Below are 23,498 nucleotides of genomic sequence, written 5' to 3'. Positions count from 1 at the left end.
GGAGGCAGAAGATCGTGGGAAAACCGACTGGATTTTTAGAATATAACAGAGAGACGGCAAAGGTTCTGCCGCCAAAAGTAAGAATTGCCAATTTCAAGGAGTTCCGTACTCCTCTTAATAAAGAGAAACAAAAACTTCAGGGAGCACGCTGCATGGCTTGCGGCGTTCCCTTCTGCCAGGCAGGCATGATGATCGGCGGCATGGCTTCCGGATGTCCGCTTCACAACCTGGTGCCGGAGACAAATGATCTGGTATTTACCGGAAACTGGAAACAGGCGTTTCTTCGTCTGAACAAGACACACAGCTTCCCGGAATTTACCTCCCGTGTGTGCCCTGCACTTTGCGAGGCAGCCTGTACCTGCAACTTAAATGGAGAGCCTGTTTCCACTAAGGAAAATGAACGTGCCATCATTGAGACTGCATATGCAGAAGGCTGGGTTGTTCCACAGCCTCCGAAGGTTCGTACAGGAAAGACCATAGCAGTTATCGGAAGCGGTCCTTCCGGACTTGCAGCAGCACAGCAGTTAAACAGAAGAGGTCACAATGTAACTGTATTCGAAAGAAGTGACCGGATCGGCGGACTTCTTCGTTACGGCATTCCAAATATGAAGCTGGAGAAATCTGTGATCGACAGAAGACTGAAGCTGATGGAAGCTGAGGGTGTGAAATTTGTGACAAATACAAATGTTGGAGTGGATATTACAGCAGAGGAACTTTTGAAGAAATATGACCGTGTAATCCTTTGTTGCGGAGCTTCCAATCCCCGTGATATTAAAGTGCCGGGAAGAGATGCAAAGGGAATTTATTTTGCAGTAGACTTCTTGAAAAAAGTTACCAAAACTCTTCTGGACAGCGATTTCACCAAAGCTCCCTATGAAGAGGCAAGAGGCAAACATGTGCTGGTAATTGGCGGTGGTGATACCGGAAATGACTGTGTGGGTACTTCCGTACGTCTCGGCGCCAAATCTGTAACACAGCTGGAAATGATGCCAATGCCGCCGACAGAGCGTGCTGCTTCCAATCCATGGCCGGAATGGCCAAAGGTCTTAAAAACAGACTATGGCCAGGAAGAAGCAATTGCAGTGTTTGGACATGACCCCCGGGTTTACCAGACAACCGTTACTGATTTTATCAAAGATAAAAACGGAAATGTCTGCCAGGCCCGGATCGTAAAGCTGAAAAGCGAGAAAGATGCCAAAACAGGCCGTATGATGATGGTTCCGGTAGAGGGGACGGAAGAAGTGATCCCTGCAGACCTGGTACTGATTGCAGCTGGTTTCCTTGGAAGCCAGAAATATGTGACTGATGCATTTAAGGTTGCAACAACTGCAAGAACCAACGTTGAGACAAAACCGGAAGCCTATGAGACCAGCGTACCGCGGGTTTTCACAGCAGGAGATATGCACAGAGGCCAGTCTCTGGTAGTATGGGCAATCCGTGAAGGAAGAGAAGCCGCAAAGGCAGTGGATGAATCCCTGATGGGATATTCTTATCTGTAAGTTGGCAAAAAAATGCTTTGTGGAATAATACCTGCTGAATCGCTGTCGGGAAAATAAAAAAGAGAGTATATAAAAAGTATGGTCGGGGGCAAACTAAATTTGCTCCCGATTTTCCGTTCTGATACAAAATAATTATTTTGTACATCATTTTATACAACGCTGATATGGTAAAGTGGTAAAAAATAAGTTGACAAAGCATGACCTCATTGCTATAATTACCTCCATGAACAAGGGCGTTCTTCAGAAGGGTATCTTTTTGAAGTGCGCCTTTTTTGTTTAAATAAGTCATGCGTAATGGATGGATGAGGGCATGAGAGTGAAAGAAGGAGAGAACACCATGGGGAATTACACCAGAGAAGAAGTGTTACAGATGGCAGAAGACGAGGATGTAGAATTCATTCGTCTTCAGTTTACCGATATGTTCGGTACTTTGAAAAATATTGCGATTACAGCTCGGGAGCTCCCCCGGGCACTGGATAATGAATATGTAGTAGACAGCTCCTACATTGCCGGAATAGCAGGGGAGAAAGAGCCGGATATGTATTTACATCCGGACTATAATACTTTCACCATTCTTCCGTGGCGTCCGCAGCAGGGAAAGGTAGCCAGACTGCTCTGTGATATCTACCGCTCAGATGGAACGCCGCTTGAGAAAAGCCCGAGATATATTCTGAAACAGGTGGTAGAGATGGCTGCTAAGGAAGGCTATGTTTGTGAAGTGGATCCGGAATGTGAGTTTTTCTTATTTCACACAGATGATAACGGAGTTCCCACTACACTGACTCATGAAAAAGCCGGATATCTGGATATCAGCCCGCTGGATCTGGGAGAAAATGCAAGACGTGATATGGTTCTGAATCTGGAAGATATGGGATATGAAATTGAATCTTCCCATCATGAAACCGCTCCGGCACAGCATGAGATTGATTTTAAATTTTCCGGTGCAAATGAAATGGCTGACTGTGTGATGACTTTCAAAATGGCAGTCCGCACCATTGCAAAACGGCATGGACTTCATGCAACCTTTATGCCAAAGCCGAGAGCTGAGGTGAATGGTTCCGGTATGCACATTCATTTTGCATTGTATAAAGATGGAAAAAATATATTTGCTGATCCTGATGATGTAAATGGTCTCAGCGAGGATGCTTATCATTTTATCGGTGGTCTTCTTGCACATAGTGAAGAGATGGCCGCCATTACCAATCCGCTTGTGAATTCCTACAAGAGACTTGTACCTGGCTATGATGCTCCTACAGAACTGACCTGGACAAAGAATAACCAGAACTCTCTGATCCGTATTTCCAATTTAAGATCAGACAGCCTGGCAATCGAGCTTCGAAGCCCGGATGCATCTGCAAATCCTTACCTTGTGTTTGCTGTTTGTATTGCAGCCGGTCTGGATGGAATTCAGCAGAAATTATATCCTACCAAGGCATCGGATCGTTCTTTTTCCGAATCTGACCAGAAAGCTATGAATATTGGAAATCTTCCGCTGAACCTGGATGATGCCCTTACACATTTCGAGAATAGCACCTGGATCCAGAGTGTACTTGGTAAAAAGTTCTGTGAGGAATATGCAGCTGCCAAGAAGGAAGAATGGCTGAATTATATGAGACAGGTAAGCGAGTGGGAAATCAGCCAGTATTTATACAAGATTTAAGATAAGAGAGTAGCATGGTATGAACAGCAGCATTGTAATTGCATTACCGAAAATCGATGACGCAAAGAAAATACGTACCATATTGAACCGGCACGGTTTTTCTGTAGCTGCGGTATGTTCAACTGCTTCAACAGCACTTGCCAGCATGAGTGAGTTGGACGGAGGTATTCTGATCTGTGGTTATAAGCTGACGGATCGGTATTACCGGGATGTGCTGGAAGATATTCCTTCATATTTTGAAATGCTGTTGCTGGCATCTGGAAGAGTGATTGCGGAAGCGCCTACATCCGTCCTTACTGTGGAAATGCCAATGAAAGTCAGCGACCTGGTAAACACGGTGGATATGATGTTGTCCCAGATCGAGCGGCGGCTAAAAAAAGAGAAGAAGAAACCGAAAACGCGTTCCTGGAAAGAGCAGAATTACATTTCCAACGCAAAGTTTCTTCTTATGGAGCGAAACCATTTAAGCGAAGAAGATGCATACCGGTACATTCAGAAATGCAGTATGGATTCCGGGACAAATATGGTAGAGACAGCTCAGATGGTTCTGATGCTGTTATATGATGAGGTATAGTCTAAGGCAGAATTCTAATCCTGTTGTATAGGATTTTTCAGAAATTCTGGCTGGGGTTTTTATAAGATATATTTTTATGATTTTAGGAAATGGAGGATGAGGAAATGGAGTTTTTGGATGGAAGCTGGAAAAAAGAAGTGAGCAGCTGGGATGCACTGATGGGAGAAGAACTTCTGAATCAGGAAGCCATCCTGGAGGGCGCCATTCACAGTATCCGCAACATGGGAGATGTTGCATTTGTAATTATCAGAAGAAGAGAGGGTCTGTTTCAGACCGTTTTAGTAAATGAGGATGTTGATTTTTCCATTCATGATCTGAAAGAAGGCATGACAGTAAGAGTAAAAGGTGTTGTAAATAAAGAAGAGAGAGCGCCTCATGGCAGAGAGCTTCACATTCGTGAAATTCAGGTGCTGTCTTCTCCGGCTGAACCTCTTCCTCTTGCAATCGATAAATGGAAGCTGAATACTTCTCTGGAAGCCAAATTAAATTACCGTTCCCTTTCCCTCCGCAATATTCAGGAGCGCGCAAGATTTAAAATCCAGGAAGCTTTGACAAGGGCTTTTCGTGATTATCTCTATGAAAATGGATTTACGGAAATCCATACGCCGAAGATCGGAGCCAGAGGTGCTGAGGGAGGCGCGAACCTGTTTAAACTCAGCTATTTCCATAAACCGGCTGTTCTGGCTCAGAGCCCACAGTTTTACAAACAGATGATGGTGGGAGTTTTTGACAGAGTATTTGAGACCGGACCTGTTTTCCGTGCTGAGAAACATAACACCAAGAGACATTTAAATGAATATACGAGTCTTGATTTTGAGATGGGCTATATTGATAGCTTTGAAGAGATCATGGCTATGGAGACTGGCTTTTTGCAGTATGCAATGAAGCTTTTAAAAGAGGATTATGCAAAAGAACTGGAGATCCTGAAGGTTGAGCTTCCAGATGCTTCCAGGATTCCGGCAGTTCGTTTTGATGTGGCAAAAGAGCTGGTTGCGAAGAAATACAACCGTCAGATCCGTAATCCATTTGATCTGGAGCCGGAGGAGGAAGCCCTGATTGGTCAGTATTTTAAAGAAGAATATAATGCGGATTTTGTTTTTGTTACCCATTATCCATCTAAGAAGCGTCCGTTCTACGCAATGGATGATCCAGAGGATACCAGATTTACGTTAAGCTTTGACCTGCTTTTCCATGGCCTTGAGATCACAACAGGAGGACAGAGAATTCACGATTACAATGCCCTTCTGAAAAAGATAGAGGACAGAGGTATGGAGACAGAAGGAATGGAACAGTATCTGGATACATTTAAATACGGTATGCCTCCTCATGGTGGTCTTGGAATCGGTCTGGAGCGTCTTACCATGCAGCTTCTCGGGGAGGAAAATGTCCGTGAGGCATGCCTGTTCCCAAGAGACCTGAACAGACTGGAGCCATAAAAAAGCTGGATATCCAGAAAAGATTTTGGTATGGATCCAGAGTGGAGCGTAATAATTTCTGTGCAGGAGGATGAGAAAATGGCAAAACAGATTGACGATGAAACCATGGAAAATGTCTGCATTCTTGCAAAACTTTCGCTTACAGAAGAAGAGAAGGAAAAGGCAAAAAAAGATATGCAGGAAATGCTTGATTATGTAGATAAGCTGGATGAACTGGATACATCCAGTGTTGAACCAATGTCCCATATTTTTGGCGACCAGAATGTATTTCGTGAGGATGAAGTTACAAATGGTGACAACAGCGAGGCAATGCTTGCAAATGCGCCAAAAGCCAAAGAAGGACAGTATCAGGTTCCAAAGACCATAGGATAGGAGACATTCACATGGAATTAGAAAAATTAACAGCCTTACAGCTGGCTGATAAGATTAAAAAACATGAGGTCAGTGTTCTGGACGGCGTCAAGGATGTCTTTTCTAAAATAGAGAAAAAAGATAACAGAATCCACGCATATCTGGACACTTATAAAAAAGAAGCGTATGCAAGAGCAAAAGAGGTGGAAAAGGGCATTGAGGACGGAACTTATACCGGTCCTCTTGCCGGTGTTCCCATTGCCATCAAAGATAACATTTGTGTGCAGGGAAAACCTACTACCTGTGCGTCAAAAATTCTGGAAGGATTTGTTCCCCAGTATCAGGCAGAGGTAATCAGCCGGCTTGAAAAAGCAGGAATGATCATTATCGGAAAAACAAATATGGATGAGTTTGCCATGGGAAGTACGACGGAAACTTCTGCCTATGGTATTACCAGAAATCCATGGAATACAGAGCATGTTCCAGGCGGCTCCTCAGGCGGCTCCTGTGCAGCCGTAGCAGCAGGAGAGGCTTATCTGGCACTGGGCTCTGATACAGGAGGTTCCATCCGTCAGCCAAGCTCTTATTGTGGTGTAACAGGAATGAAGCCTACTTATGGTACGGTTTCCCGTTATGGGCTGGTTGCATATGCCTCTTCTCTGGATCAGATCGGACCGATTGGAAAAGATGTGGCAGATTGCGCAGCACTTCTGGAAGTGATTGCTGGCCATGATCCGAAAGACAGTACTTCCATTGACAGAAAAGACCTGGATTTTTCCAGTGAGATGACAGATAAGATTACAGGAATGAAATTTGGTGTTCCGAAGGAATATTTGTCAGAGGGAATTTCACCAGAGGTAAAAGATGCCTTTATGGAAACCCTGAAGGTACTGACCCAGATGGGAGCAATTGTAGAATTTTTCTCTGTCAAAACTATGGAATATATGATTCCGGCATACTATATTATTGCCAGCGCAGAAGCAAGCTCCAACCTGGAGCGCTTTGATGGCGTAAAATATGGCTATCGTGCAAAAGAATATGACGGTCTTCATGATATGTATAAACGTACGAGAACGGAGGGCTTCGGAGAAGAAGTAAAACGTCGTATCATGCTTGGTTCCTTCGTCTTAAGCTCCGGTTATTACGATGCTTATTATCTGAAAGCCCTGCGCACCAAAGCTCTTATTAAAAAAGAGTTTGATCAGGCTTTTGGAAAATATGACGTGCTTCTTGCCCCGGCAGCTCCTTATACAGCGCCGAAGATCGGAGAAAGCTTAAAAGACCCTATGGCAATGTACCTTGGGGATATTTATACAGTTGCCGTAAATCTTTGCGGACTTCCAGGAATTACAGTTCCCTGCGGGAAAGACAGTGCCGGACTTCCAATCGGAATCCAGATGATTGGAGACTGTTTTATGGAAAGGAAGATCCTTCGTGCTGCCCATGCCTATGAAAGCGTAAGAGGGGATTTTGGAACACCAGAGGAAGGAGGTAAGAGAGCATGAAACAGTATGAGACTATTATCGGACTTGAGGTTCATGTAGAACTTGCCACCAGAACAAAGATTTTCTGCGGCTGCTCCACAGCATTTGGAGGGGCACCCAATACCCACACTTGTCCGGTGTGTACTGGTATGCCAGGTTCTCTTCCGGTATTAAACAAAAAGGTGGTAGAATTTGCCCTGCGCGCAGGACTTGCCACAAACTGCAGCATCAATCAGTATTGCAAATTTGACCGTAAGAACTATTTTTATCCGGATAATCCGCAGAACTACCAGATTTCCCAGCTGTATCTGCCAATCTGCCATGATGGATTTGTGGAGATCGAGACAGAAGCTGGTAAGAAAAAAGTCCGGATCCATGAGATGCATATGGAGGAGGACGCAGGTAAGCTGATCCATGATGAGTGGGAGGACTGCTCTTTGGTAGATTACAACCGAAGCGGTGTTCCTCTGATCGAGATCGTTTCTGAGCCGGATATGAGAAGTGCAGATGAGGTTATCGCTTATCTGGAGAAGCTTCGTTGTACCATGCAGTATCTGGGTGTTTCCGATTGTAAGCTTCAGGAGGGCTCCATGCGTGCTGATGTGAACCTTTCTGTGAGAGTGGCAGGAAGCGATACACTTGGAACCAGAACAGAGATGAAGAACCTGAACTCTTTTAAGGCCATAGCACATGCTATTGAGGGCGAAAGAGAGCGTCAGATCGAGCTTCTGGAGATGGGTAAAAGCGTTACCCAGGAGACCAGAAGATGGGATGACAATAAAGAGTCTTCTCATGCAATGCGTTCTAAGGAGGATGCAAAGGATTACCGCTATTTCCCGGATCCAGATCTTCCGCCGATCCATATTTCTGATGAGTGGATCGCAAAAATCAGAACTGAGCTGCCGGAGTTCCGGGAGGAGAAGGCTGCCCGTTATCAGAGTGAGTTTGGTCTTCCGGAGTATGATTCCCAGATTCTTACAGAGTCCAGACATCTGGCTGCTTTGTTTGAAGATGTGGCTACGCTGAGCGGCAACCCGAAAAAGGCGGCAAACTGGTTTATGGTGGAAGTGCTTCGTCTTATGAAGGAAAAAGGCATTGAGGCTGAGAAGTTAAGATTTACACCGCAGCATCTTGCAGATCTTCTTACAATGGTCGATAAGAAGGAGGTAAGCCCACAGAACGCCAAGAAGGTATTTGAAAAGGTATTTGATGAGGATGTTGATCCGATCGCTTATGTGGAAGAGCATGGCTTAAAGATCGTGGAGGATACCGGGCTTCTTAGCAGCACCATCAGCAGGATTCTGGATGAGAACCCTGGACCGCTGTCTGAGCTTCTTGGAGGTAAAGAGAAGGTTATGGGCTTCTTTGTCGGTCAGATCATGAAGGAAATGAAGGGCAAGGCAAATCCGGCAAGCGTGAGAGAGGCGTTGCTGGCTGAGGTTGAGAAGAGAAAGTAGATTTACAGGAGGATAATCAGATGGTTACCGTTAATCATAATTATTTAAAACTGCCAGGAAGCTATCTTTTTTCTACAATTGGAAAAAAAGTGCGTGCCTACAAAGAAGAGAATCCGGATAAAGAGGTGATCAGCCTTGGTATTGGTGATGTGACACAGCCGCTGGTTCCGGCTATTATTGATGCTCTTCACGGGGCAGTCGAGGAGATGGCTCACGCAGAGACTTTTCACGGTTATGCGCCAGATCTGGGGTATGAATTTCTAAGAAGGGCAATCGCAAAGAACGATTACCAGGACAGAGGATGCGATGTTGCAGCAGATGAGATTTTTGTTTCTGATGGTGCAAAAAGTGATTCCGGTAATATTCAGGAGATTTTCGGAACAGATAATAAGGTTGCTGTGTGTGACCCGGTTTATCCGGTTTATGTGGATACCAATGTTATGGCGGGCCGTACCGGAGAGTATAATAGGGTTCGTGAAAATTTTGACGGTGTGATCTATATGCCATGCCGCAAGGAGAATGGATTTTTGCCGGAGCTTCCATCAGAAGTGCCGGATCTGATCTATCTTTGCTTTCCAAATAATCCGACCGGTTCTGCTATTACAAAGGATGAACTGCAGAAATGGGTGGATTATGCCAACAAAAATGGCTGTGTGATCATTTATGATGCAGCTTATGAGGCTTATATCTCTGAGGAAAATGTACCGCACAGTATTTATGAGTGCGAGGGTGCGAGAACATGCGCGATTGAACTTCGAAGCTTTTCTAAGAATGCCGGATTTACTGGTGTTCGTCTTGGATTTACGGTTATTCCGAAGGAACTGGTACGAGATGGGGTATCACTTCACAGTCTGTGGGCAAGACGTCACGGCACCAAGTTTAACGGTGCTCCTTATATTGTACAGAAGGCAGGAGAGGCTGTCTATTCTGAGGCAGGTAAGGCTCAGCTGAAGGATCAGGTTGGCTATTATATGAGAAATGCAAAGCTGATCCATGATGAGCTGACAAAAGCTGGCTTCTCTGTTTCCGGTGGTGTGAACGCGCCTTATATCTGGCTGGAAACACCGGATAAAATGACTTCCTGGGAGTTTTTTGATTATCTCCTTAAAAATGCAAATGTGGTTGGTACGCCAGGTTCTGGTTTTGGTTCTCATGGAGAGGGCTATTTCCGTCTGACTGCGTTTGGAACTTATGAGAATACTCTGAAAGCCATTGACAGGATCAAGAGTTTGTAATTATAATTGAAGAAAGCTGAAAAACAGGGCGCATCTCTGGCGAAAGCTGGGGATGTGCCCTTTTACGAAGGAGGAGTCTGGATATGAAGATCAATCGTATTGAGCATATGTGTGAGGGGAATGGACATGTGATTATCAAGGAGCTGCTGGATGAGCAGCAGTTAAATGGGAAGTGCGGGCTTTATGCAGAGGTGACTCTGGAACCGGGATGTTCTCTTGGCTTTCATATGCATTATGGGGAGAGTGAGACCTATTATATTCTGACCGGGGAAGGGGAATATAATGACAATGGGACTTCCTGGAGACATGTGAAAGCAGGCGATATTACCTTTACACCAGATGGAAGAGGTCATGGACTGGCGAATACGGGGAATACGGATCTGGTGTTTATGGCGTTGATTATTAAAGATTGAGAGTGTTGCTATGCTCGCAAACCTGCCGAAAATCCCCAAGCCCCACAAGCAGTACCCGCTGCCACCTCCCCTGTGTATCGGTTGGAACTGGTTCAAATGTGGTATGACTTATCACTTTGGAGAGCGGGGCTCGCAAAACGATTGCGGGAGTGTGGCAAAGGGAAAAGTATAGAAAAATATTTAGGAGTTTAGAAATGAATCATACAGCAGAGAAATTACTTACATTTATCAAAGAGAGCCCTACTGCATTTCAGGCAGTGGAGATGATGAAAACAAGATTTACGGAGAATGGATTTACAGAGTTAAAGGAAGATGAGCACTGGGAGATAAAAAACGGTGGGAAGTATTTTGTGATCCGGAATCATTCGGCAATCATTGCATTTACCGTGCCAGAGGTTTCCAGCGACGTGTTCCATATTATTGCAAGCCACAGTGATTCCCCGTCTTTGAAGATCAAGGAGAATCCAGAGATGGTGGAAAATGGGTATGTGAAGCTTAATGTGGAACTTTATGGTGGTGCGCTTCTGGCTCCCTGGTTTGACCGCCCCCTTTCTGTGGCTGGACGTCTGATCGTGAAGGAGGATGAACAGATTTGTGAGAAGCTTGTGACTGTGGACAAAGATATGTTGATGATCCCGAATCTGGCTATCCATATGAATCGTGAGGCGAACAGCGGTTATAAGTATAATGTGCAGAAGGATATGCTTCCTCTTTATGGCCTGGAGAGCGCTAAGGGATCTTTCTTTAAAACTGTGGCAGAGGCAGCAGGGGTGAAAGAAGAGGACATTCTGGGACATGATCTGTTCCTTTATAACCGCATGCCTGGTACGGTTTGGGGCAGTGAGGAGGAATTTGTCTCTGCGCCAAGACTGGATGATCTGCAGTGCGCTTTTTCCTCTATGGAAGGACTGATTGCTGGAAAAAATGAGAAGAGCATCTGTGTACATATGGTAATGGATAATGAAGAGGTGGGAAGCGGCACCAGGCAGGGGGCTGCATCTACTTTCCTTCGGGATACCCTCCTTCGCATTAATCTGGGGCTTGGAAGAAGCTACGAGGATTATCTGATCTCTCTGGCAAAGAGCTTTATGATCTCTGCGGATAATGCACATGCGATTCATCCGAACTACCCTGAGAAGGCGGATCCGGTGAACCGACCGCATATTAATGCCGGAATTGCGGTGAAGTATAATGCGAACCAGAAGTACTGCACAGATGGTATTTCGGCAGCGATGTTTAAGGAACTCTGTAAAGAGGCAGGGGTATCCTGTCAGGTTTACGTGAATCGTTCGGACGTAGCCGGCGGCTCCACTCTGGGAAATATTTCCAATACGCAGGTGGCTTTAAATACAGTAGATATTGGACTGCCGCAGCTGGCTATGCATTCTCCTTATGAGACTGCCGGTGTGAAAGATACCTGCGACTTTGTAAAGCTTGCGGGGGTATTTTATGCCTGATAACATTTTCAAGGGAAGCTATGAAGGTGCTTCTTCTACAGGAAGTGGACAGCAGATTCACAAAAAAGCAGTGTTTTTTGATGCTGATGGTACGATCTGTGATATTGAAAAGGGGACACCGGCCAGTGCTGTAGAGGCGATTACAAAACTGGTGAAGAATGGCCATCAGGCATGGCTGTGTACAGGAAGAAGCAGGGCGTTTGTGCCTGATTATCTGGAACAGATCCCTTTTACGGGAATGATCAGTGCCTGTGGATGTACCATTGAGAAAGATGGCAAAAGGCTTTTTAACAAGGAGATGACCACGGAGGAGGCATGGCATTCGGTGGAGGTCCTTCGGAAATACGGCATGATTCCGGTGATGGAGGGTGCCGACTGGATGTACTACGATAAGGATGAGTATAATACAGATATTAACTGGTATGCTGATCTGATCACAAAGGCTCTGGGGGGTAAGTGGCGTCCTGTTAAGGGGTATGAACACGACCTTCATATTAATAAGATCAGTTCTAAGATCGTGCCGGGAAGTGATCCTGAGAAGGCCTGTGCGGAGCTTGAGGACTATTATGAGTTTATTGGCCATGTAGGGGAAGGTCTTGCCGGGGATACCATTGAGATGATCCCGAAAGGCTTTTCCAAGGCTGTTGGCATTGCGGCTGTATGCAGGATTTTTGATATTGCACATGAGGATACCATTGTATTTGGTGACAGCAATAATGACCTGTCTATGTTCGAATATGCAAAGACGAAGGTGGCAATGGGAAATGCGGCACCCGGAATCAAGAAGCTGGCTGATTACGTGACAACGGATATTTTTCATTATGGAATTAAAAACGGGTTGGAGCACCTGGGATTGATTTAGCTGTTACTTTAGATCATTTCAGACAATTTGCGTACTCCGAGATAAGGGTAAAGGATAAAATATGGCAGAGCGATTAAATTACCAATGTAAATTTGAAAAATACAAAGAAGAGCTGATCAGATTGCGGCGTCATTTCCACAGGCATCCGGAACTGGGGCTTCAGGAGTTTGAGACATCTGCTTTTATACAGGAGTATCTGGGAAAATTAGGCTATCGGTTTCGGATTGTGGAGCCTACGGGGATCATTGCGGAGCATCCCTGTCAGGATGAGGCAGCTTTTGCCGGCAAAAAGAAAGTTGTGCTTCGCGCAGAGATGGATGCACTTCCTATACAGGAACAAACCGGACTGTCTTACGCATCGGAAAATGCCGGAGTCATGCATGCCTGTGGTCATGATGGCATCGTGGCTTCGGCGTTGGTGCTGGCGAGGATTCTGGCGGAAGAGGGAGAGGTTTTTCCAGTGCGGATGCGGTTTCTTTTTGAACCTGCCGAAGAAATCGGTGAAGGTGCAAAGCGAATGCTGGCAGCAGGTGCCCTTGATGGAGAACCAGATATTTTTCTCATGTTTCATTACGCAGTGGATCAGTCTTTTGGAATGGCAGTGCATGAGGGACAGGCTTCGGCTATGATCAATGGCATGGAAATCCGTGTTCATGGAAAATCCAGCCACTGGTGTGAGGCTCATAAAGGAATTGACAGTATTTATGCGGCTTCTCTGGTGGTAAAAGCCCTTCATGATCTTAATGAAACGTATAAAGGAAAAGGTCCCTGCCTGATCGGAATCGGAACCATTCATGGTGGAGAATACTCTAATATTATTACAGATCTTGTGACTCTTCGGGGAAATATCCGGGCTGCTTACGAAGAAGATTACCAGGCGCTGGATAAGCGGCTGAAGGAAACCTTGAATGAAATAGAAGCAAAGACGGGAACAAGGATCGAGTTGGAATATCCAAAGCCTGCAGTTCTGCCTTTTGCAAATGATCCGGAGCTTACCAGGATTGCGGAAACTGCAGGAAGGAAGATATTTGGAGAGCAGTTTCTTCTGGAAGGCGAGGAGCAGCTGTTTTTGTCCGGAGACAATGCCTATCGGTATTTTTTACATACAAAGGGCTTGTTCAGTGTATTTCTGGCAGGAATTCCTGATAAGGGTTATCCGCTGCATCATCCGAAATTTCAGATTGATGAGGATATTTTGCCATATAGCCTGGAGGCATTGTATGAAATACTGTCTGGCATTGACAAGGATATGTAACAGAATCCATTAAATCAATCCTAAACTTTTGCAAATGAACAGCCAGATAGTGAGAGTAAAAGCACTGAATAATGTAGTGAGCATAATGACACTGGAGGAAAAAGACCCTTCGTGCCCCATGTTTTTTGCCATGATATAACAGCTTACTGTGGTAGCAGAACCAAGCATGATCAGAATGGCAACCAGCTTGTCATGGGTAAATTCAAGTCTGACAGCAACTGGAAGAAAAATGGTGCAAAAGCCGATCAGCTTCATAAAAGTGCAGGCGATAGTTGCTTTTAATCTGGAAAAAGCTTTTCCAAAATGAAGGGCACCACCCATGGCCATCAGTCCAAGAGGTGTGGCTGTTTTTCCGAGGTTATTGACAGTACTGGAAAGGATCGTTGGAAGAGGCAGACGAAGGACAGACCAGATAAGACCTGCCAGGATTCCAAGAATAATAGGGTTGCTGGCAATTCCTTTTAAGGTTTTTAGGAGCATCTGTTTGTTCATTCCCTGATTGTCAGGCTTCATAAAAGAGAGAACCATGACTGCCATTACATTATAGAGAGGAACGCTTGCTATGATCATAAGAGGTGCCATACCGGCATCTCCATAAAGGTTCTGGATGATAGCAATGCCGAGGATTGCCGCGCTGCTGCGGTAAGAGGCCTGGACAAATTCTCCCTGTATGTCCCTTGGATTCAGCAGGAAGGAAAGACCGATAGAAATGGCAATGCTGCAAAACGTAGCGCCAAAACAAAAGAGAACAAACTTTGTATCCCAAACTTTAATAAAATCTGATTCAGCCACATTCATAAACAAAAGTGCGGGTAAGGCTGCCTTGAATACAAATTTGTTCATCTGTGCAACAAAGGAATCATCATAAAGATTAATTTTTCGAAGAAAATAACCCAGCATAAGGGTCAAAAAAATAGGAATGGTTGCATTGAGGCAAAAAATCAGATTATCCATAAAAAATTCACCTTTCTAAGTTTGTCAACATGTTGCTGTTCATTCTGTTCACAGTAACCCCGACATATCTTTTTTGATTATAAACTTTTTCCAATAATTGTCAAATTTTGTTTTCTGTGGTATCGTAAGAATGAAAGGCAACGAATGGAGGAGAAATATGAGATACGGTAAGATTCGCGTAGAAGATGGAAACCTGATCTTTTTCAGACATATGATACAGAATAATCTTCCTTGCAGAGATATTGTCTGGGCGTATATCCATCGGGAAGGCGAAAACGCAGAAGAAGCAGTGAAGCAGATGATCTCTAATTATCTGGTGATCATTACCAGGAGAAAGAAGCGATATCAGTTTGAGATGACGGAGCATGAGGCACAGGACTGCCTGCGGATTCTGAAACTTTTCAATCCGGAAATGGCTACCGGATTTCCTAAGGGCGGACGGATTACGATGCAGAGTCTTTCCAATACAAGAGATCTTGGGGCAATCGCCACAAAGGATGGGCGTCATATCCTTCCCAGAAAGCTTATTCGAAGCGGAAATCTTTATCATGCTTCTATGGCTGATCAGCATGTTTTGCAGGAGGACTGCAAGCTGAAGACCGTGATTGATCTCAGAGACCAGCTGGAACGAAATGAAAGACCGGACATTGTGGTAAAGGGAGTGGAATATTATCACATCCCCATGATCGATGAAGAGACTATCAGTGATTCTCCGAAAAGTGTTTTGGGAATACTGCAGACAAATGATATGTTGAAAAAGGTTCTGGAGTATGATGGCGATATAGAGAGTCTGATCGAGCAGCAGTATGAGAATTTTGTAAAGGATCAGTATTCAGTGAAACAATGTGCCAGATTTATGGATGTACTGCTGCATCACGAAAATGGTGCTGCTCTCTGGCACTGCAGCTTCGGAAAAGACAGAGTGGGGGTAGTGACAGCCCTTCTTCTTTGTGCTCTTGGAGTTCACAGAGATGTGATCCGGGAGGATTTTATACGTTCCAATGTGTGCCTGGCAGGAGAACTGGATTATATGCTGCGTTACCTTGAGGCAAACAGACTGGACAGTATTGCAAATGTAAATAAAGTATCAGCGCTTTTCAGGGTAAAAGAGGAATATCTGGACAGAATGTTTCGTACGATTTATGCGGAATATGGAAATGTGGAGCGTTTTTTGAGAAGAGGACTTTATCTGAACCAAAAGACAGTGACAGACCTGCAGAGTAAATATCTGATATAAAATATTTACGTAAAATATAGATACTTCATACTGTGTAAATATGTTAATAGTGAAATGAAAGTGTGTTATATGAATAAAAATGCTTTAATGCTATAAAACATTAAAACTTTTTTGAAGTGTAGCATTGACAAAATAAATTATGTTGTTATAATGATAACCATATCAATCTGAAGCACGAAAGCAGGATTATATTTATGCAAAATAAGATTTTATCTTTACTAGTTGACAACACGTCAGGTGTACTCAGCCGGATCGCCGGAATGTTCAGCCGTCGTGGTTATAATATTGACAGTATCACTGCCGGAGTTACAGCGGATGTGAATTATACTCGCATTACAGTAGTGTGCAGCGGAGATGACGCAATTCTTGATCAGATTGTGAAACAGCTTGCGAAGCTTGTTGATGTAAGGGATATCAAAGTCCTGGATCCATCTGACAGCGTAGTTCGTGAGACTGTTCTTGTGAAGGTTGCAGCCGCACCGGAGCAGAGACAGGGAATTGTTTCCATTGCGGATATTTTCCGTGCCAAGGTTGTAGATGTGAGCAAGGATTCTCTCATTGTAGAAATGACAGGCAGCAAGACCAAGCTGGAGGCATTTATTAATCTTATGGGAGATTACGAGATTCTGGAACTGGCACGTGCCGGTGTTATGGGTCTTGAGAGAGGCTCTCATGGGGTGAAATTTTTGTAATTGCGGAAGCGCTGATCAGGCAGATGCCGCAAGAGTCAATCCGCCACAGGCGGAGAATTCTGAAGGCAGGATTATTTATTTGGTTTGCTAAGGGGCGTATTTCTGGAATGAATAATCATACACAGGATATGCATATATATTCCCTTAACGATATATATTTTTAAGTTTTAACACAGTAGGAGGAAACGAAAATGTCAGCAAGAATTTTTTACCAGGAAGATTGTAATCTCTCTTTATTAGATGGAAAAACAATCGCAATTATCGGTTACGGCAGCCAGGGACATGCTCACGCACTGAACCTGAAGGAGTCCGGATGTGACGTCATTATCGGTCTTTATGAAGGCAGCAGATCCTGGAAGAGAGCTGAAGAGCAGGGATTTAAAGTATATACAGCAGCTGAGGCTGCAAAGAAGGCTGATATCATCATGATTCTGATCAATGATGAGAAACAGGCTGATATGTATAAGAAAGATATCGAGCCAAACCTTGAGGAAGGCAATATGCTTATGTTTGCTCATGGTTTCAACATTCATTTCGGATGTATTGTTCCGCCAAAGAATGTAGATGTTACCATGATTGCTCCAAAAGCACCAGGACATACAGTAAGAAGCGAGTATCAGGCTGGCAAAGGAACTCCTTGTCTGGTAGCTGTTGAGCAGGATTACACAGGAAAAGCACTTGACAAAGCACTTGCATACGGACTTGCTATTGGTGGTGCAAGAGCAGGACTTCTTGAGACTACATTCCGTACAGAGACAGAGACAGACCTTTTTGGAGAGCAGGCAGTACTTTGCGGTGGTGTTTGTGCACTTATGCAGGCTGGTTTCGAGACTCTTTGCGAGGCTGGTTATGACCCAAGAAATGCATACTTCGAGTGTATTCACGAAATGAAGCTGATCGTAGACCTGATTTATCAGTCAGGCTTCGCTGGAATGAGATATTCCATCTCCAACACAGCTGAGTACGGTGACTACATCACAGGACCGAAGATCATTACAGAAGATACAAAGAAAGCAATGAAGAAAATCCTTTCCGATATCCAGGATGGTACTTTCGCAAAAGACTTCCTGCTTGATATGAGCCCAGCTGGACGTCAGGTTCATTTCAAAGCTATGAGAAAGAAAGCTTCTGAGCATCCATCTGAGAAAGTTGGCGAAGAAATCCGTAAACTCTACAGCTGGAACGGCGAAGATAAGCTTATTAATAACTAAGCAAAAAAAATCCGGGGAAACCCGGATTTTTTTTGCGCTACTTCGGTGTAGCGAAGCGGAGCCGAAGGGACCCGTAAAAATCCGGGGAAACCCGGATTTTTTTGCGCTACTTCGGTGTAGCGAAGCGGAATTTCTCTAGATTTCTGCCAGTTGTGTCAGAAGCTTCTGATTTTCGCTCCCTTTCTTGCATACAAATCCGATTTCCCTTGATGGGAAAGTCAGACCCAGAGGCGCTTCCACAAGTATTTTTTTATCAAGATCATTTTGCACAAATTCTTTGATCACACAGGCAATTCCCAAGCCCACCTGTGCAAACTGGATTAAAAGATCCATGGAACTGACTTCCAGAATGTGACCAAGCTGCATCTGGTGCTCATGAAGCATGGTATTGACGGACTGTCTGGTTATATTCTGTTCGTCAAGAAGCATGAAAGTAGCAGTGTGCTGAAGGGGTTCTGATGGAAAAAGCTGGTGCTGATTCTCCAGGTATTGATGTGTAGCGACAAAGGTATCCTGGATCTGCAGCAGAGGCAAAAATTCGTATCCGGATAGCTTCTGCGGTCGTCCGATCAGGCCGATGTCTATTTTGTCTTCTTCAAGAAGTTTCAGGGTCTGGTAGGTGGACTGGCAGGAGATTGTAATACGGATTTGCGGATTGGCAGCTATGAAATCTTTCAGCCTGGGCATAAGTACATATTTGCATAAAGTGGTGCTGGCACCGATGCGCAGCCTGGGAATCTCTCTGGAACGATTGTGAAGAATGGAATCCTCTCCTTCGGAAAGAAGGTCGAAGGCTCCTTTTACTTTTTCATATAGAATCTGGCCGTCAGGGGTGAGGGTTACGCCTCTGGAACTGCGCTTGAAAAGAGTGGTGTCCAGATTATTTTCCAATTTCTTAATGGCGCGGCTGATGGCAGGCTGGCTGATGTACAGCTCCTTAGCAGCAGTTGAGATATTGCCAGTGCGGCTGACTGTGTAAAATATATGATAAAGAGACAGATTTTCCTGCATAAATTCCTCCTGAATATATAACAATATTGCTTACCCTTGTCCATGACAACATATCTTACAATGTACAAAAATCACGCATTCGAATGATTTTTCGCCAAGTTTCTCAGGTTTTTGTGAACTACGCTCAAAATAATATCTTACAGAATAGCACCAGTAAACAGTGATATATAACTACAAATTATAATAACTATGATTAATATGTATTTTTATTATAACAGAAAGTGTGCTAAAATATCAACATACAATGAATCAGGAGGAATACTAAAATGGGAATGACAATGACTCAGAAGATCCTGGCAGCGCATGCAGGTCTGGATCATGTAGAAGCAGGACAGCTTATAGAGGCACAGCTTGACCTTGTTCTTGGAAACGATATCACTTCTCCGGTAGCTATCCATGAGATGGATAAGATGACAGTAGATACCGTATTTGACAAAGATAAAATTGCACTGGTAATGGATCACTTTATTCCGAATAAGGATATTAAGTCTGCTGAGCACTGTAAATGTGTTCGTGAATTTGCCTGTCGCCACGATATCACCAATTATTTTGATGTAGGACAGATGGGAATTGAGCATGCGCTCCTTCCGGAAAAGGGTCTTACAGTTGCAGGCGATGTGATTATCGGAGCTGATTCACACACCTGTACATATGGAGCTCTTGGAGCTTTTTCCACTGGTGTCGGAAGTACTGATATGGCAGCTGGCATGGCTACAGGAAAAGCATGGTTTAAGGTACCGTCTGCCATTAAATTTAACATCGTTGGCAAACCGAAAAAATGGGTAAGCGGTAAGGATGTGATCTTACATATCATTGGAATGATCGGCGTGGACGGAGCTCTTTATAAATCTATGGAGTTCGTGGGAGAGGGAATTAAAAACCTGTCTATGGACGACCGTTTTACTATTGCTAATATGGCAATTGAGGCTGGCGGAAAGAATGGAATTTTCCCGGTTGATGATCTTGCAATCGAATATATGAAGGAGCATTCCAAGCGCCCGTATACAGCATACGAGGCTGATGAGGATGCTGTTTATGAAGCTGAGTACACAATTGATCTTAGCACATTGGAACCAACCGTTGCGTTCCCTCATTTACCAGAGAACACTAAGACCATTTCTGAGATTGGAGAGCCGGTTGTTGTAGACCAGTCTGTAATCGGATCCTGTACGAATGGCCGTATTGACGACCTTCGTGTTGCAGCTCAGATTCTGAAGGGACGCAAGGTTAAGAAAGGGCTTCGCTGTATTGTGATTCCTGCGACTCAGGCAATTTATCTGCAAGCAATGGAAGAGGGGCTTCTTAAGATTTTCATTGAGGCTGGAGCAGTTGTAAGTACACCTACCTGTGGACCGTGCCTTGGTGGATACATGGGTATTCTGGCCGCTGGTGAGCGCTGCATTTCTACTACTAACCGCAACTTTGTAGGACGTATGGGACATGTGGAGTCTGAAGTTTACCTGGCAAGCCCGGCAGTAGCTGCAGCAAGTGCAGTAACCGGTTATATTTGTGCACCGGAAGAATTAGGATTATAAGGAGGAGTACTTATCATGCAGGCAAAAGGCAGAGCTTTTAAATATGGAGATAATGTTGATACAGATGTTATTATTCCGGCACGTTATCTGAATTCTTCAGACCCGGCAGAACTGGCAACTCATTGCATGGAGGATATTGATAATACTTTTGTAAAAAGAGTACAGAAGGGTGATATTATTGTAGCAACTAAGAATTTTGGCTGCGGTTCTTCCCGTGAGCATGCGCCGATCGCTATTAAGGCAGCTGGTGTCAGCTGTGTTATCGCAGAGACATTTGCCAGAATTTTTTACAGAAATGCAATCAACATTGGACTTCCGATCATTGAGTGCCCGGAAGCAAGCAAGGGCATTGATGAGGGGGATGAGGTAGAGGTGGATTTTGATTCTGGCATGATCTACAATCGCACCAAAGGAACTGAATTTAAGGGGCAGGCCTTCCCGGAATTTATGCAGAAGATCATTAAGGCGGAAGGACTTGTTAATTATATTAATGCACAGCATTAATATAATTGTTAACAGGCAAAGTAAAATATCCTGTTAAAGGGCAAATCGCCCAATCAATAGAAATTTGTCCAAGCATAAAAACTGACCTTGATGGACTGGGAAAACCAGCTGTCAAGGTCTTTTGGTATATGGGCGAAAACCTTGATTTCTGTGATTTTTCTCAATAAAATTGCAGTTTTACCTACGTTCAAGGTTCTTTTATAATTGGATAGGAGAGTTATACATGGGTTACCCGTCTATTCCGTTCACAGTAACACTTACAGACGATTTTAATTTGTTTTTTGAAAAAACTGTTGATTTTTATTATAACATTTGATACAATATCAACTGTTCGCGGGGTATGGCGTAGCTTGGTAGCGCGCACGGCTGGGGGCCGTGAGGTCGCAGGTTCAAATCCTGTTGCCCCGATTAATGCAGTAAAATCAAGGGTTTGCGGACTTTCTGTTTTAATGAAAAATAGAAAGGTAATCAAAAAGGCAATCAAAAGTAAAAAAAGGTAATCATTTCTTATAAGTGACAAAATATATTTATAGGAGGATGAGCCTGCAAATGTGGTAAATTTAATAAGATTTCACAGAAAATTCACAAAATCACAGAGATTTTATCTGTGGTTATTTTTTTTGTTTAAAATTAAATATGAATACCTGAATAAGTCCATGAGTTTTTGATGTGTTACTCGTGGGCTTATTTTAGTGTTCATTTATGAGCACAAATATGTGTCATCCTCTTTTATTAGCCTATGCACAGTAAATAACGCTGTGTATGGGCTAAATTTCGTTTATTTCATTTCAGACAACAATTTCCCTACTATTAGAATTAAAATCGAAATTTGAGCCGTATAATGCGTTTTAAAGCATTGCTATAGAGCGAAATGTAAAATCGTGATTTTATGGGACAATTTCAGAAAGGAATAAGACCAGATATGGATAAAAATGTAATACGCCGGGGCGAAATCGTATCAGACTCTGGTAAGCTGTATTCTGTGATTGGTGTACTGGGAACAGTGATGTACATTCAAGAGACAGATGCAGGAAATAAAAAGGTGGACTATCAGCTGAAAGAGATAGAGCCACTGTTTAGAAAAATTGAATATGTGAAAAAGGCTTAGAGGGGTCTTTATTTTGGAGATACCTTACAAAGGGTGTCGAGGAAATAGACTTCCTTGTAATGCAAGAAATCGCAAGCCCTTAATTGGGGTATGTGTTTTTATATTATGTATCAGTGCCACCTGGCAGCACTCATAAATAAAGTCAGGGCAGAAGGGCAGTCAAGATATGACTGTCTTTTTTGCTTAGAACGAAAGGAGACTTATGTTAGATGATAAGACAGTTACAGAACATAATATTGAAGATAAGAGCGTACAGGAGGTTACAGCAGAAGCTACTAAGGTTTGCTGCCAGTGTGGGAAAGAATTACCTTTAAGCAGATTCCGTATGGAGATCAGACCAAATGGTAAGAAAGCATACAGATCAAAGTGTAAGTATTGTACTTGGTTGGATCACAGGGAGAAGAAATTACAGAAGAAAACAGTAACAGATACCTTTGATCCCAATATGGTTATATTACAGAAACGGCAGTATAAGCAGATTAAGCCTGAAAGAATTCTTGATTTATCTCAGACTGGGCTTGATATTGAATTACTGGGCGAGAATGAAATATTTGTAAAATTACTGAATTGTAAGGACACCTGGCTTTCCTACTATGGAAGAATGATACGAAAAAGTAAAGGTAAGTATAATTTGCTTAATGGTATCACGTATAAAAGAAGTAAAGATGGTGGTTTGGTATATTCTTTCAGCAAGAACATATTCAAAGACGGTAAATGGCAATTTCAACAAGTATTTATAGGTGCAGAACGTCTGATTGTTGATACTTTTATAGAAAATCCTGATTGCGTGAACAATACTTATATTTGGCATAGGGGCAATGATAAGTCAAATCTTTATTATAAAGACCTTTATCCACTTACCAGAGAGCAGAATGCACAGGTACGAGATCATTATAAAAGAACAGGTGATGATTCGGAAGAGTATATTGTACAGGTAATGAACGATATTCGATATAAAAATAAGGAATGGTCTGCTAAAAGGTATAAGCCGACTGTATGTGGAGTTGGTTATTGGGGCTGTGAAGATGTGGACACGGATTCTACAGCATATAATAAATGGCATGGTATATTACACCGTTGCTATAGCACTAAAGTACATGAAAAATATCCTGAATATATAGGATGCATAGTTTCAGAAGAGTGGAAAAACTTCAGTAATTTTAGGTACTGGTATGAGAAGAATAATTATGGAGGCAGTAATCTGAATCTTGATAAGGATATTCTTTATAAAGGTAATAAGATATACAGCCCTGATACTTGTTGCTTGGTTCCAGGATTTATCAATACACTGTTTACGAATAGAAAAGCGAACAGAGGTGAACTTCCTTTAGGAGTATATAAAGAAGAAAAGAATGGAAAGACTTGTTATCGAGCAGGTATGGAGGTAAATGGACAGAGTATTAAACTTGGTACTTTCAAAACACCGGAAGAAGCATTCCAGAAGTATAAAGAGTACAAGGAACAATATATCAAGGACACTGCAAAGAGATACAAGGACAAGATTCCATACAGTGTGTATGAAGCTATGATGAACTGGAAAGTTGAGATAACAGATTGAGAGGG

21 protein-coding genes and 1 tRNA gene are annotated in these 23,498 nt (G+C 43.4%); 20 read left to right on the top strand and 2 right to left on the bottom strand.

Features of this window, described 5'->3' with window-relative positions:
• Positions 1 to 14: 14 nt before the first annotated feature.
• The 12 genes from AB5618_RS13280 (at position 15) to AB5618_RS13225 (ending at position 13,683) form a co-directional block, all read left to right on the top strand.
• Positions 15 to 1,499: a glutamate synthase subunit beta gene (locus tag AB5618_RS13280; RefSeq protein WP_148462912.1), complete on the top strand. Its 1,485-nt coding sequence runs from the start codon at positions 15 to 17 to the stop codon at positions 1,497 to 1,499.
• A gap of 337 nt (positions 1,500 to 1,836) precedes the next feature.
• Positions 1,837 to 3,159 (top strand): type I glutamate--ammonia ligase, encoded by a 1,323-nt coding sequence (glnA, locus tag AB5618_RS13275; protein WP_148462972.1) that lies wholly within the window; start codon positions 1,837 to 1,839, stop codon positions 3,157 to 3,159.
• A 19-nt stretch (positions 3,160 to 3,178) separates the two neighbouring features.
• Positions 3,179 to 3,733, top strand: a complete 555-nt coding sequence (locus AB5618_RS13270) for an ANTAR domain-containing response regulator (protein ID WP_118578478.1) — start codon at positions 3,179 to 3,181, stop codon at positions 3,731 to 3,733.
• Positions 3,734 to 3,837: 104 nt separating this feature from the next.
• Positions 3,838 to 5,169: an aspartate--tRNA(Asn) ligase gene (gene aspS, locus AB5618_RS13265; protein WP_148462913.1), complete on the top strand. Its 1,332-nt coding sequence runs from the start codon at positions 3,838 to 3,840 to the stop codon at positions 5,167 to 5,169.
• A 78-nt stretch (positions 5,170 to 5,247) separates the two neighbouring features.
• Positions 5,248 to 5,541 (top strand): Asp-tRNA(Asn)/Glu-tRNA(Gln) amidotransferase subunit GatC, encoded by a 294-nt coding sequence (gene gatC / locus AB5618_RS13260; RefSeq protein ID WP_118578476.1) that lies wholly within the window; start codon positions 5,248 to 5,250, stop codon positions 5,539 to 5,541.
• An 11-nt stretch (positions 5,542 to 5,552) separates the two neighbouring features.
• On the top strand, positions 5,553 to 7,025 hold the full coding sequence (gatA, locus tag AB5618_RS13255; protein WP_226837886.1) for an Asp-tRNA(Asn)/Glu-tRNA(Gln) amidotransferase subunit GatA: 1,473 nt from the start codon (positions 5,553 to 5,555) through the stop codon (positions 7,023 to 7,025).
• Positions 7,022 to 8,461 (top strand): Asp-tRNA(Asn)/Glu-tRNA(Gln) amidotransferase subunit GatB, encoded by a 1,440-nt coding sequence (gene gatB / locus AB5618_RS13250; protein WP_148462915.1) that lies wholly within the window; start codon positions 7,022 to 7,024, stop codon positions 8,459 to 8,461. Before gatA ends, gatB begins: the two co-directional genes overlap by 4 nt.
• Positions 8,462 to 8,481: 20 nt before the next feature.
• Complete coding sequence (locus tag AB5618_RS13245; protein ID WP_368366832.1) at positions 8,482 to 9,696, top strand: LL-diaminopimelate aminotransferase; 1,215 nt, start codon at positions 8,482 to 8,484, stop codon at positions 9,694 to 9,696.
• An 83-nt stretch (positions 9,697 to 9,779) separates the two neighbouring features.
• Positions 9,780 to 10,109 (top strand): cupin domain-containing protein, encoded by a 330-nt coding sequence (locus tag AB5618_RS13240; RefSeq protein WP_118578473.1) that lies wholly within the window; start codon positions 9,780 to 9,782, stop codon positions 10,107 to 10,109.
• A gap of 194 nt (positions 10,110 to 10,303) precedes the next feature.
• Positions 10,304 to 11,566, top strand: a complete 1,263-nt coding sequence (locus AB5618_RS13235) for a M18 family aminopeptidase (protein WP_148462917.1) — start codon at positions 10,304 to 10,306, stop codon at positions 11,564 to 11,566.
• Positions 11,559 to 12,428, top strand: coding sequence for an HAD-IIB family hydrolase (locus tag AB5618_RS13230; protein ID WP_202017106.1), 870 nt, complete (start codon positions 11,559 to 11,561; stop codon positions 12,426 to 12,428). The genes AB5618_RS13235 and AB5618_RS13230 overlap by 8 nt, the downstream gene beginning before the upstream one ends.
• A gap of 61 nt (positions 12,429 to 12,489) precedes the next feature.
• Positions 12,490 to 13,683: a M20 family metallopeptidase gene (locus AB5618_RS13225; RefSeq protein ID WP_148462918.1), complete on the top strand. Its 1,194-nt coding sequence runs from the start codon at positions 12,490 to 12,492 to the stop codon at positions 13,681 to 13,683.
• 9 nt (positions 13,684 to 13,692) lie between these two features.
• On the opposite strand, the gene AB5618_RS13220 is transcribed toward AB5618_RS13225, so the two are convergent.
• Positions 13,693 to 14,637, bottom strand: a complete 945-nt coding sequence (locus AB5618_RS13220) for an AEC family transporter (protein ID WP_118578470.1) — start codon at positions 14,635 to 14,637, stop codon at positions 13,693 to 13,695.
• Between the two features lie 157 nt (positions 14,638 to 14,794).
• On the opposite strand from AB5618_RS13220, the gene AB5618_RS13215 reads away from it, so the two are divergent.
• The 3 genes from AB5618_RS13215 (at position 14,795) to ilvC (ending at position 17,777) form a co-directional block, all read left to right on the top strand.
• On the top strand, positions 14,795 to 15,874 hold the full coding sequence (locus AB5618_RS13215; protein ID WP_118578469.1) for a tyrosine-protein phosphatase: 1,080 nt from the start codon (positions 14,795 to 14,797) through the stop codon (positions 15,872 to 15,874).
• A gap of 194 nt (positions 15,875 to 16,068) precedes the next feature.
• Positions 16,069 to 16,566, top strand: a complete 498-nt coding sequence (gene ilvN, locus AB5618_RS13210) for an acetolactate synthase small subunit (RefSeq protein WP_118578468.1) — start codon at positions 16,069 to 16,071, stop codon at positions 16,564 to 16,566.
• Positions 16,567 to 16,757: 191 nt separating this feature from the next.
• Complete coding sequence (gene ilvC / locus AB5618_RS13205; RefSeq protein WP_118578467.1) at positions 16,758 to 17,777, top strand: ketol-acid reductoisomerase; 1,020 nt, start codon at positions 16,758 to 16,760, stop codon at positions 17,775 to 17,777.
• A 135-nt stretch (positions 17,778 to 17,912) separates the two neighbouring features.
• Here ilvC and AB5618_RS13200 read toward each other — a convergent pair whose 3' ends face one another.
• Positions 17,913 to 18,788 carry a LysR family transcriptional regulator gene (locus AB5618_RS13200; RefSeq protein WP_368366831.1) on the bottom strand — a complete coding sequence of 292 codons (876 nt, stop codon included), beginning with the start codon at positions 18,786 to 18,788 and terminating at the stop codon, positions 17,913 to 17,915.
• 266 nt (positions 18,789 to 19,054) lie between these two features.
• Here AB5618_RS13200 and leuC point away from each other — a divergent pair, with 266 nt between their 5' ends.
• The 5 genes from leuC (at position 19,055) to AB5618_RS13175 (ending at position 23,493) form a co-directional block, all read left to right on the top strand.
• Positions 19,055 to 20,323 carry a 3-isopropylmalate dehydratase large subunit gene (gene leuC, locus AB5618_RS13195; protein ID WP_118578465.1) on the top strand — a complete coding sequence of 423 codons (1,269 nt, stop codon included), beginning with the start codon at positions 19,055 to 19,057 and terminating at the stop codon, positions 20,321 to 20,323.
• A gap of 15 nt (positions 20,324 to 20,338) precedes the next feature.
• Positions 20,339 to 20,827: a 3-isopropylmalate dehydratase small subunit gene (gene leuD, locus AB5618_RS13190; RefSeq protein ID WP_118578464.1), complete on the top strand. Its 489-nt coding sequence runs from the start codon at positions 20,339 to 20,341 to the stop codon at positions 20,825 to 20,827.
• A 334-nt stretch (positions 20,828 to 21,161) separates the two neighbouring features.
• Positions 21,162 to 21,235, top strand: a tRNA-Pro gene (locus AB5618_RS13185).
• 514 nt (positions 21,236 to 21,749) lie between these two features.
• Positions 21,750 to 21,935, top strand: coding sequence for a hypothetical protein (locus tag AB5618_RS13180; RefSeq protein ID WP_148462920.1), 186 nt, complete (start codon positions 21,750 to 21,752; stop codon positions 21,933 to 21,935).
• Between the two features lie 202 nt (positions 21,936 to 22,137).
• Positions 22,138 to 23,493: a hypothetical protein gene (locus AB5618_RS13175; protein ID WP_148462921.1), complete on the top strand. Its 1,356-nt coding sequence runs from the start codon at positions 22,138 to 22,140 to the stop codon at positions 23,491 to 23,493.
• Positions 23,494 to 23,498 lie beyond the last annotated feature (5 nt).

This window comes from Ruminococcus sp. J1101004sp1_RTP21198st1_B9_RTP21198_201120 (genome assembly GCF_040924245.1).
In the GTDB taxonomy this organism is placed as follows: domain Bacteria; phylum Bacillota; class Clostridia; order Lachnospirales; family Lachnospiraceae; genus Blautia_A; species Blautia_A faecis.
Note: the sequence above shows the minus strand (reverse complement) of the source record. Positions and strands in the feature narration are given on the sequence as shown.

Excerpts from the sequence above, each read along its gene's own strand:
- glnA (WP_148462972.1), top strand. The coding sequence starts at position 1,837 with ATGGGGAATTACACCAGAGAAGAAGTGTTACAGATGGCAGAAGACGAG.
- AB5618_RS13270 (WP_118578478.1), top strand. The coding sequence starts at position 3,179 with ATGAACAGCAGCATTGTAATTGCATTACCGAAAATCGATGACGCAAAG.
- aspS (WP_148462913.1), top strand. The coding sequence starts at position 3,838 with ATGGAGTTTTTGGATGGAAGCTGGAAAAAAGAAGTGAGCAGCTGGGAT.
- gatC (WP_118578476.1), top strand. The coding sequence starts at position 5,248 with ATGGCAAAACAGATTGACGATGAAACCATGGAAAATGTCTGCATTCTT.
- gatA (WP_226837886.1), top strand. The coding sequence starts at position 5,553 with ATGGAATTAGAAAAATTAACAGCCTTACAGCTGGCTGATAAGATTAAA.
- gatB (WP_148462915.1), top strand. The coding sequence starts at position 7,022 with ATGAAACAGTATGAGACTATTATCGGACTTGAGGTTCATGTAGAACTT.
- AB5618_RS13245 (WP_368366832.1), top strand. The coding sequence starts at position 8,482 with ATGGTTACCGTTAATCATAATTATTTAAAACTGCCAGGAAGCTATCTT.
- AB5618_RS13240 (WP_118578473.1), top strand. The coding sequence starts at position 9,780 with ATGAAGATCAATCGTATTGAGCATATGTGTGAGGGGAATGGACATGTG.
- AB5618_RS13235 (WP_148462917.1), top strand. The coding sequence starts at position 10,304 with ATGAATCATACAGCAGAGAAATTACTTACATTTATCAAAGAGAGCCCT.
- AB5618_RS13230 (WP_202017106.1), top strand. The coding sequence starts at position 11,559 with ATGCCTGATAACATTTTCAAGGGAAGCTATGAAGGTGCTTCTTCTACA.
- AB5618_RS13225 (WP_148462918.1), top strand. The coding sequence starts at position 12,490 with ATGGCAGAGCGATTAAATTACCAATGTAAATTTGAAAAATACAAAGAA.
- AB5618_RS13220 (WP_118578470.1), bottom strand. The coding sequence starts at position 14,637 with ATGGATAATCTGATTTTTTGCCTCAATGCAACCATTCCTATTTTTTTG.
- AB5618_RS13215 (WP_118578469.1), top strand. The coding sequence starts at position 14,795 with ATGAGATACGGTAAGATTCGCGTAGAAGATGGAAACCTGATCTTTTTC.
- ilvN (WP_118578468.1), top strand. The coding sequence starts at position 16,069 with ATGCAAAATAAGATTTTATCTTTACTAGTTGACAACACGTCAGGTGTA.
- ilvC (WP_118578467.1), top strand. The coding sequence starts at position 16,758 with ATGTCAGCAAGAATTTTTTACCAGGAAGATTGTAATCTCTCTTTATTA.
- AB5618_RS13200 (WP_368366831.1), bottom strand. The coding sequence starts at position 18,788 with ATGCAGGAAAATCTGTCTCTTTATCATATATTTTACACAGTCAGCCGC.
- leuC (WP_118578465.1), top strand. The coding sequence starts at position 19,055 with ATGGGAATGACAATGACTCAGAAGATCCTGGCAGCGCATGCAGGTCTG.
- leuD (WP_118578464.1), top strand. The coding sequence starts at position 20,339 with ATGCAGGCAAAAGGCAGAGCTTTTAAATATGGAGATAATGTTGATACA.
- AB5618_RS13180 (WP_148462920.1), top strand. The coding sequence starts at position 21,750 with ATGGATAAAAATGTAATACGCCGGGGCGAAATCGTATCAGACTCTGGT.
- AB5618_RS13175 (WP_148462921.1), top strand. The coding sequence starts at position 22,138 with ATGTTAGATGATAAGACAGTTACAGAACATAATATTGAAGATAAGAGC.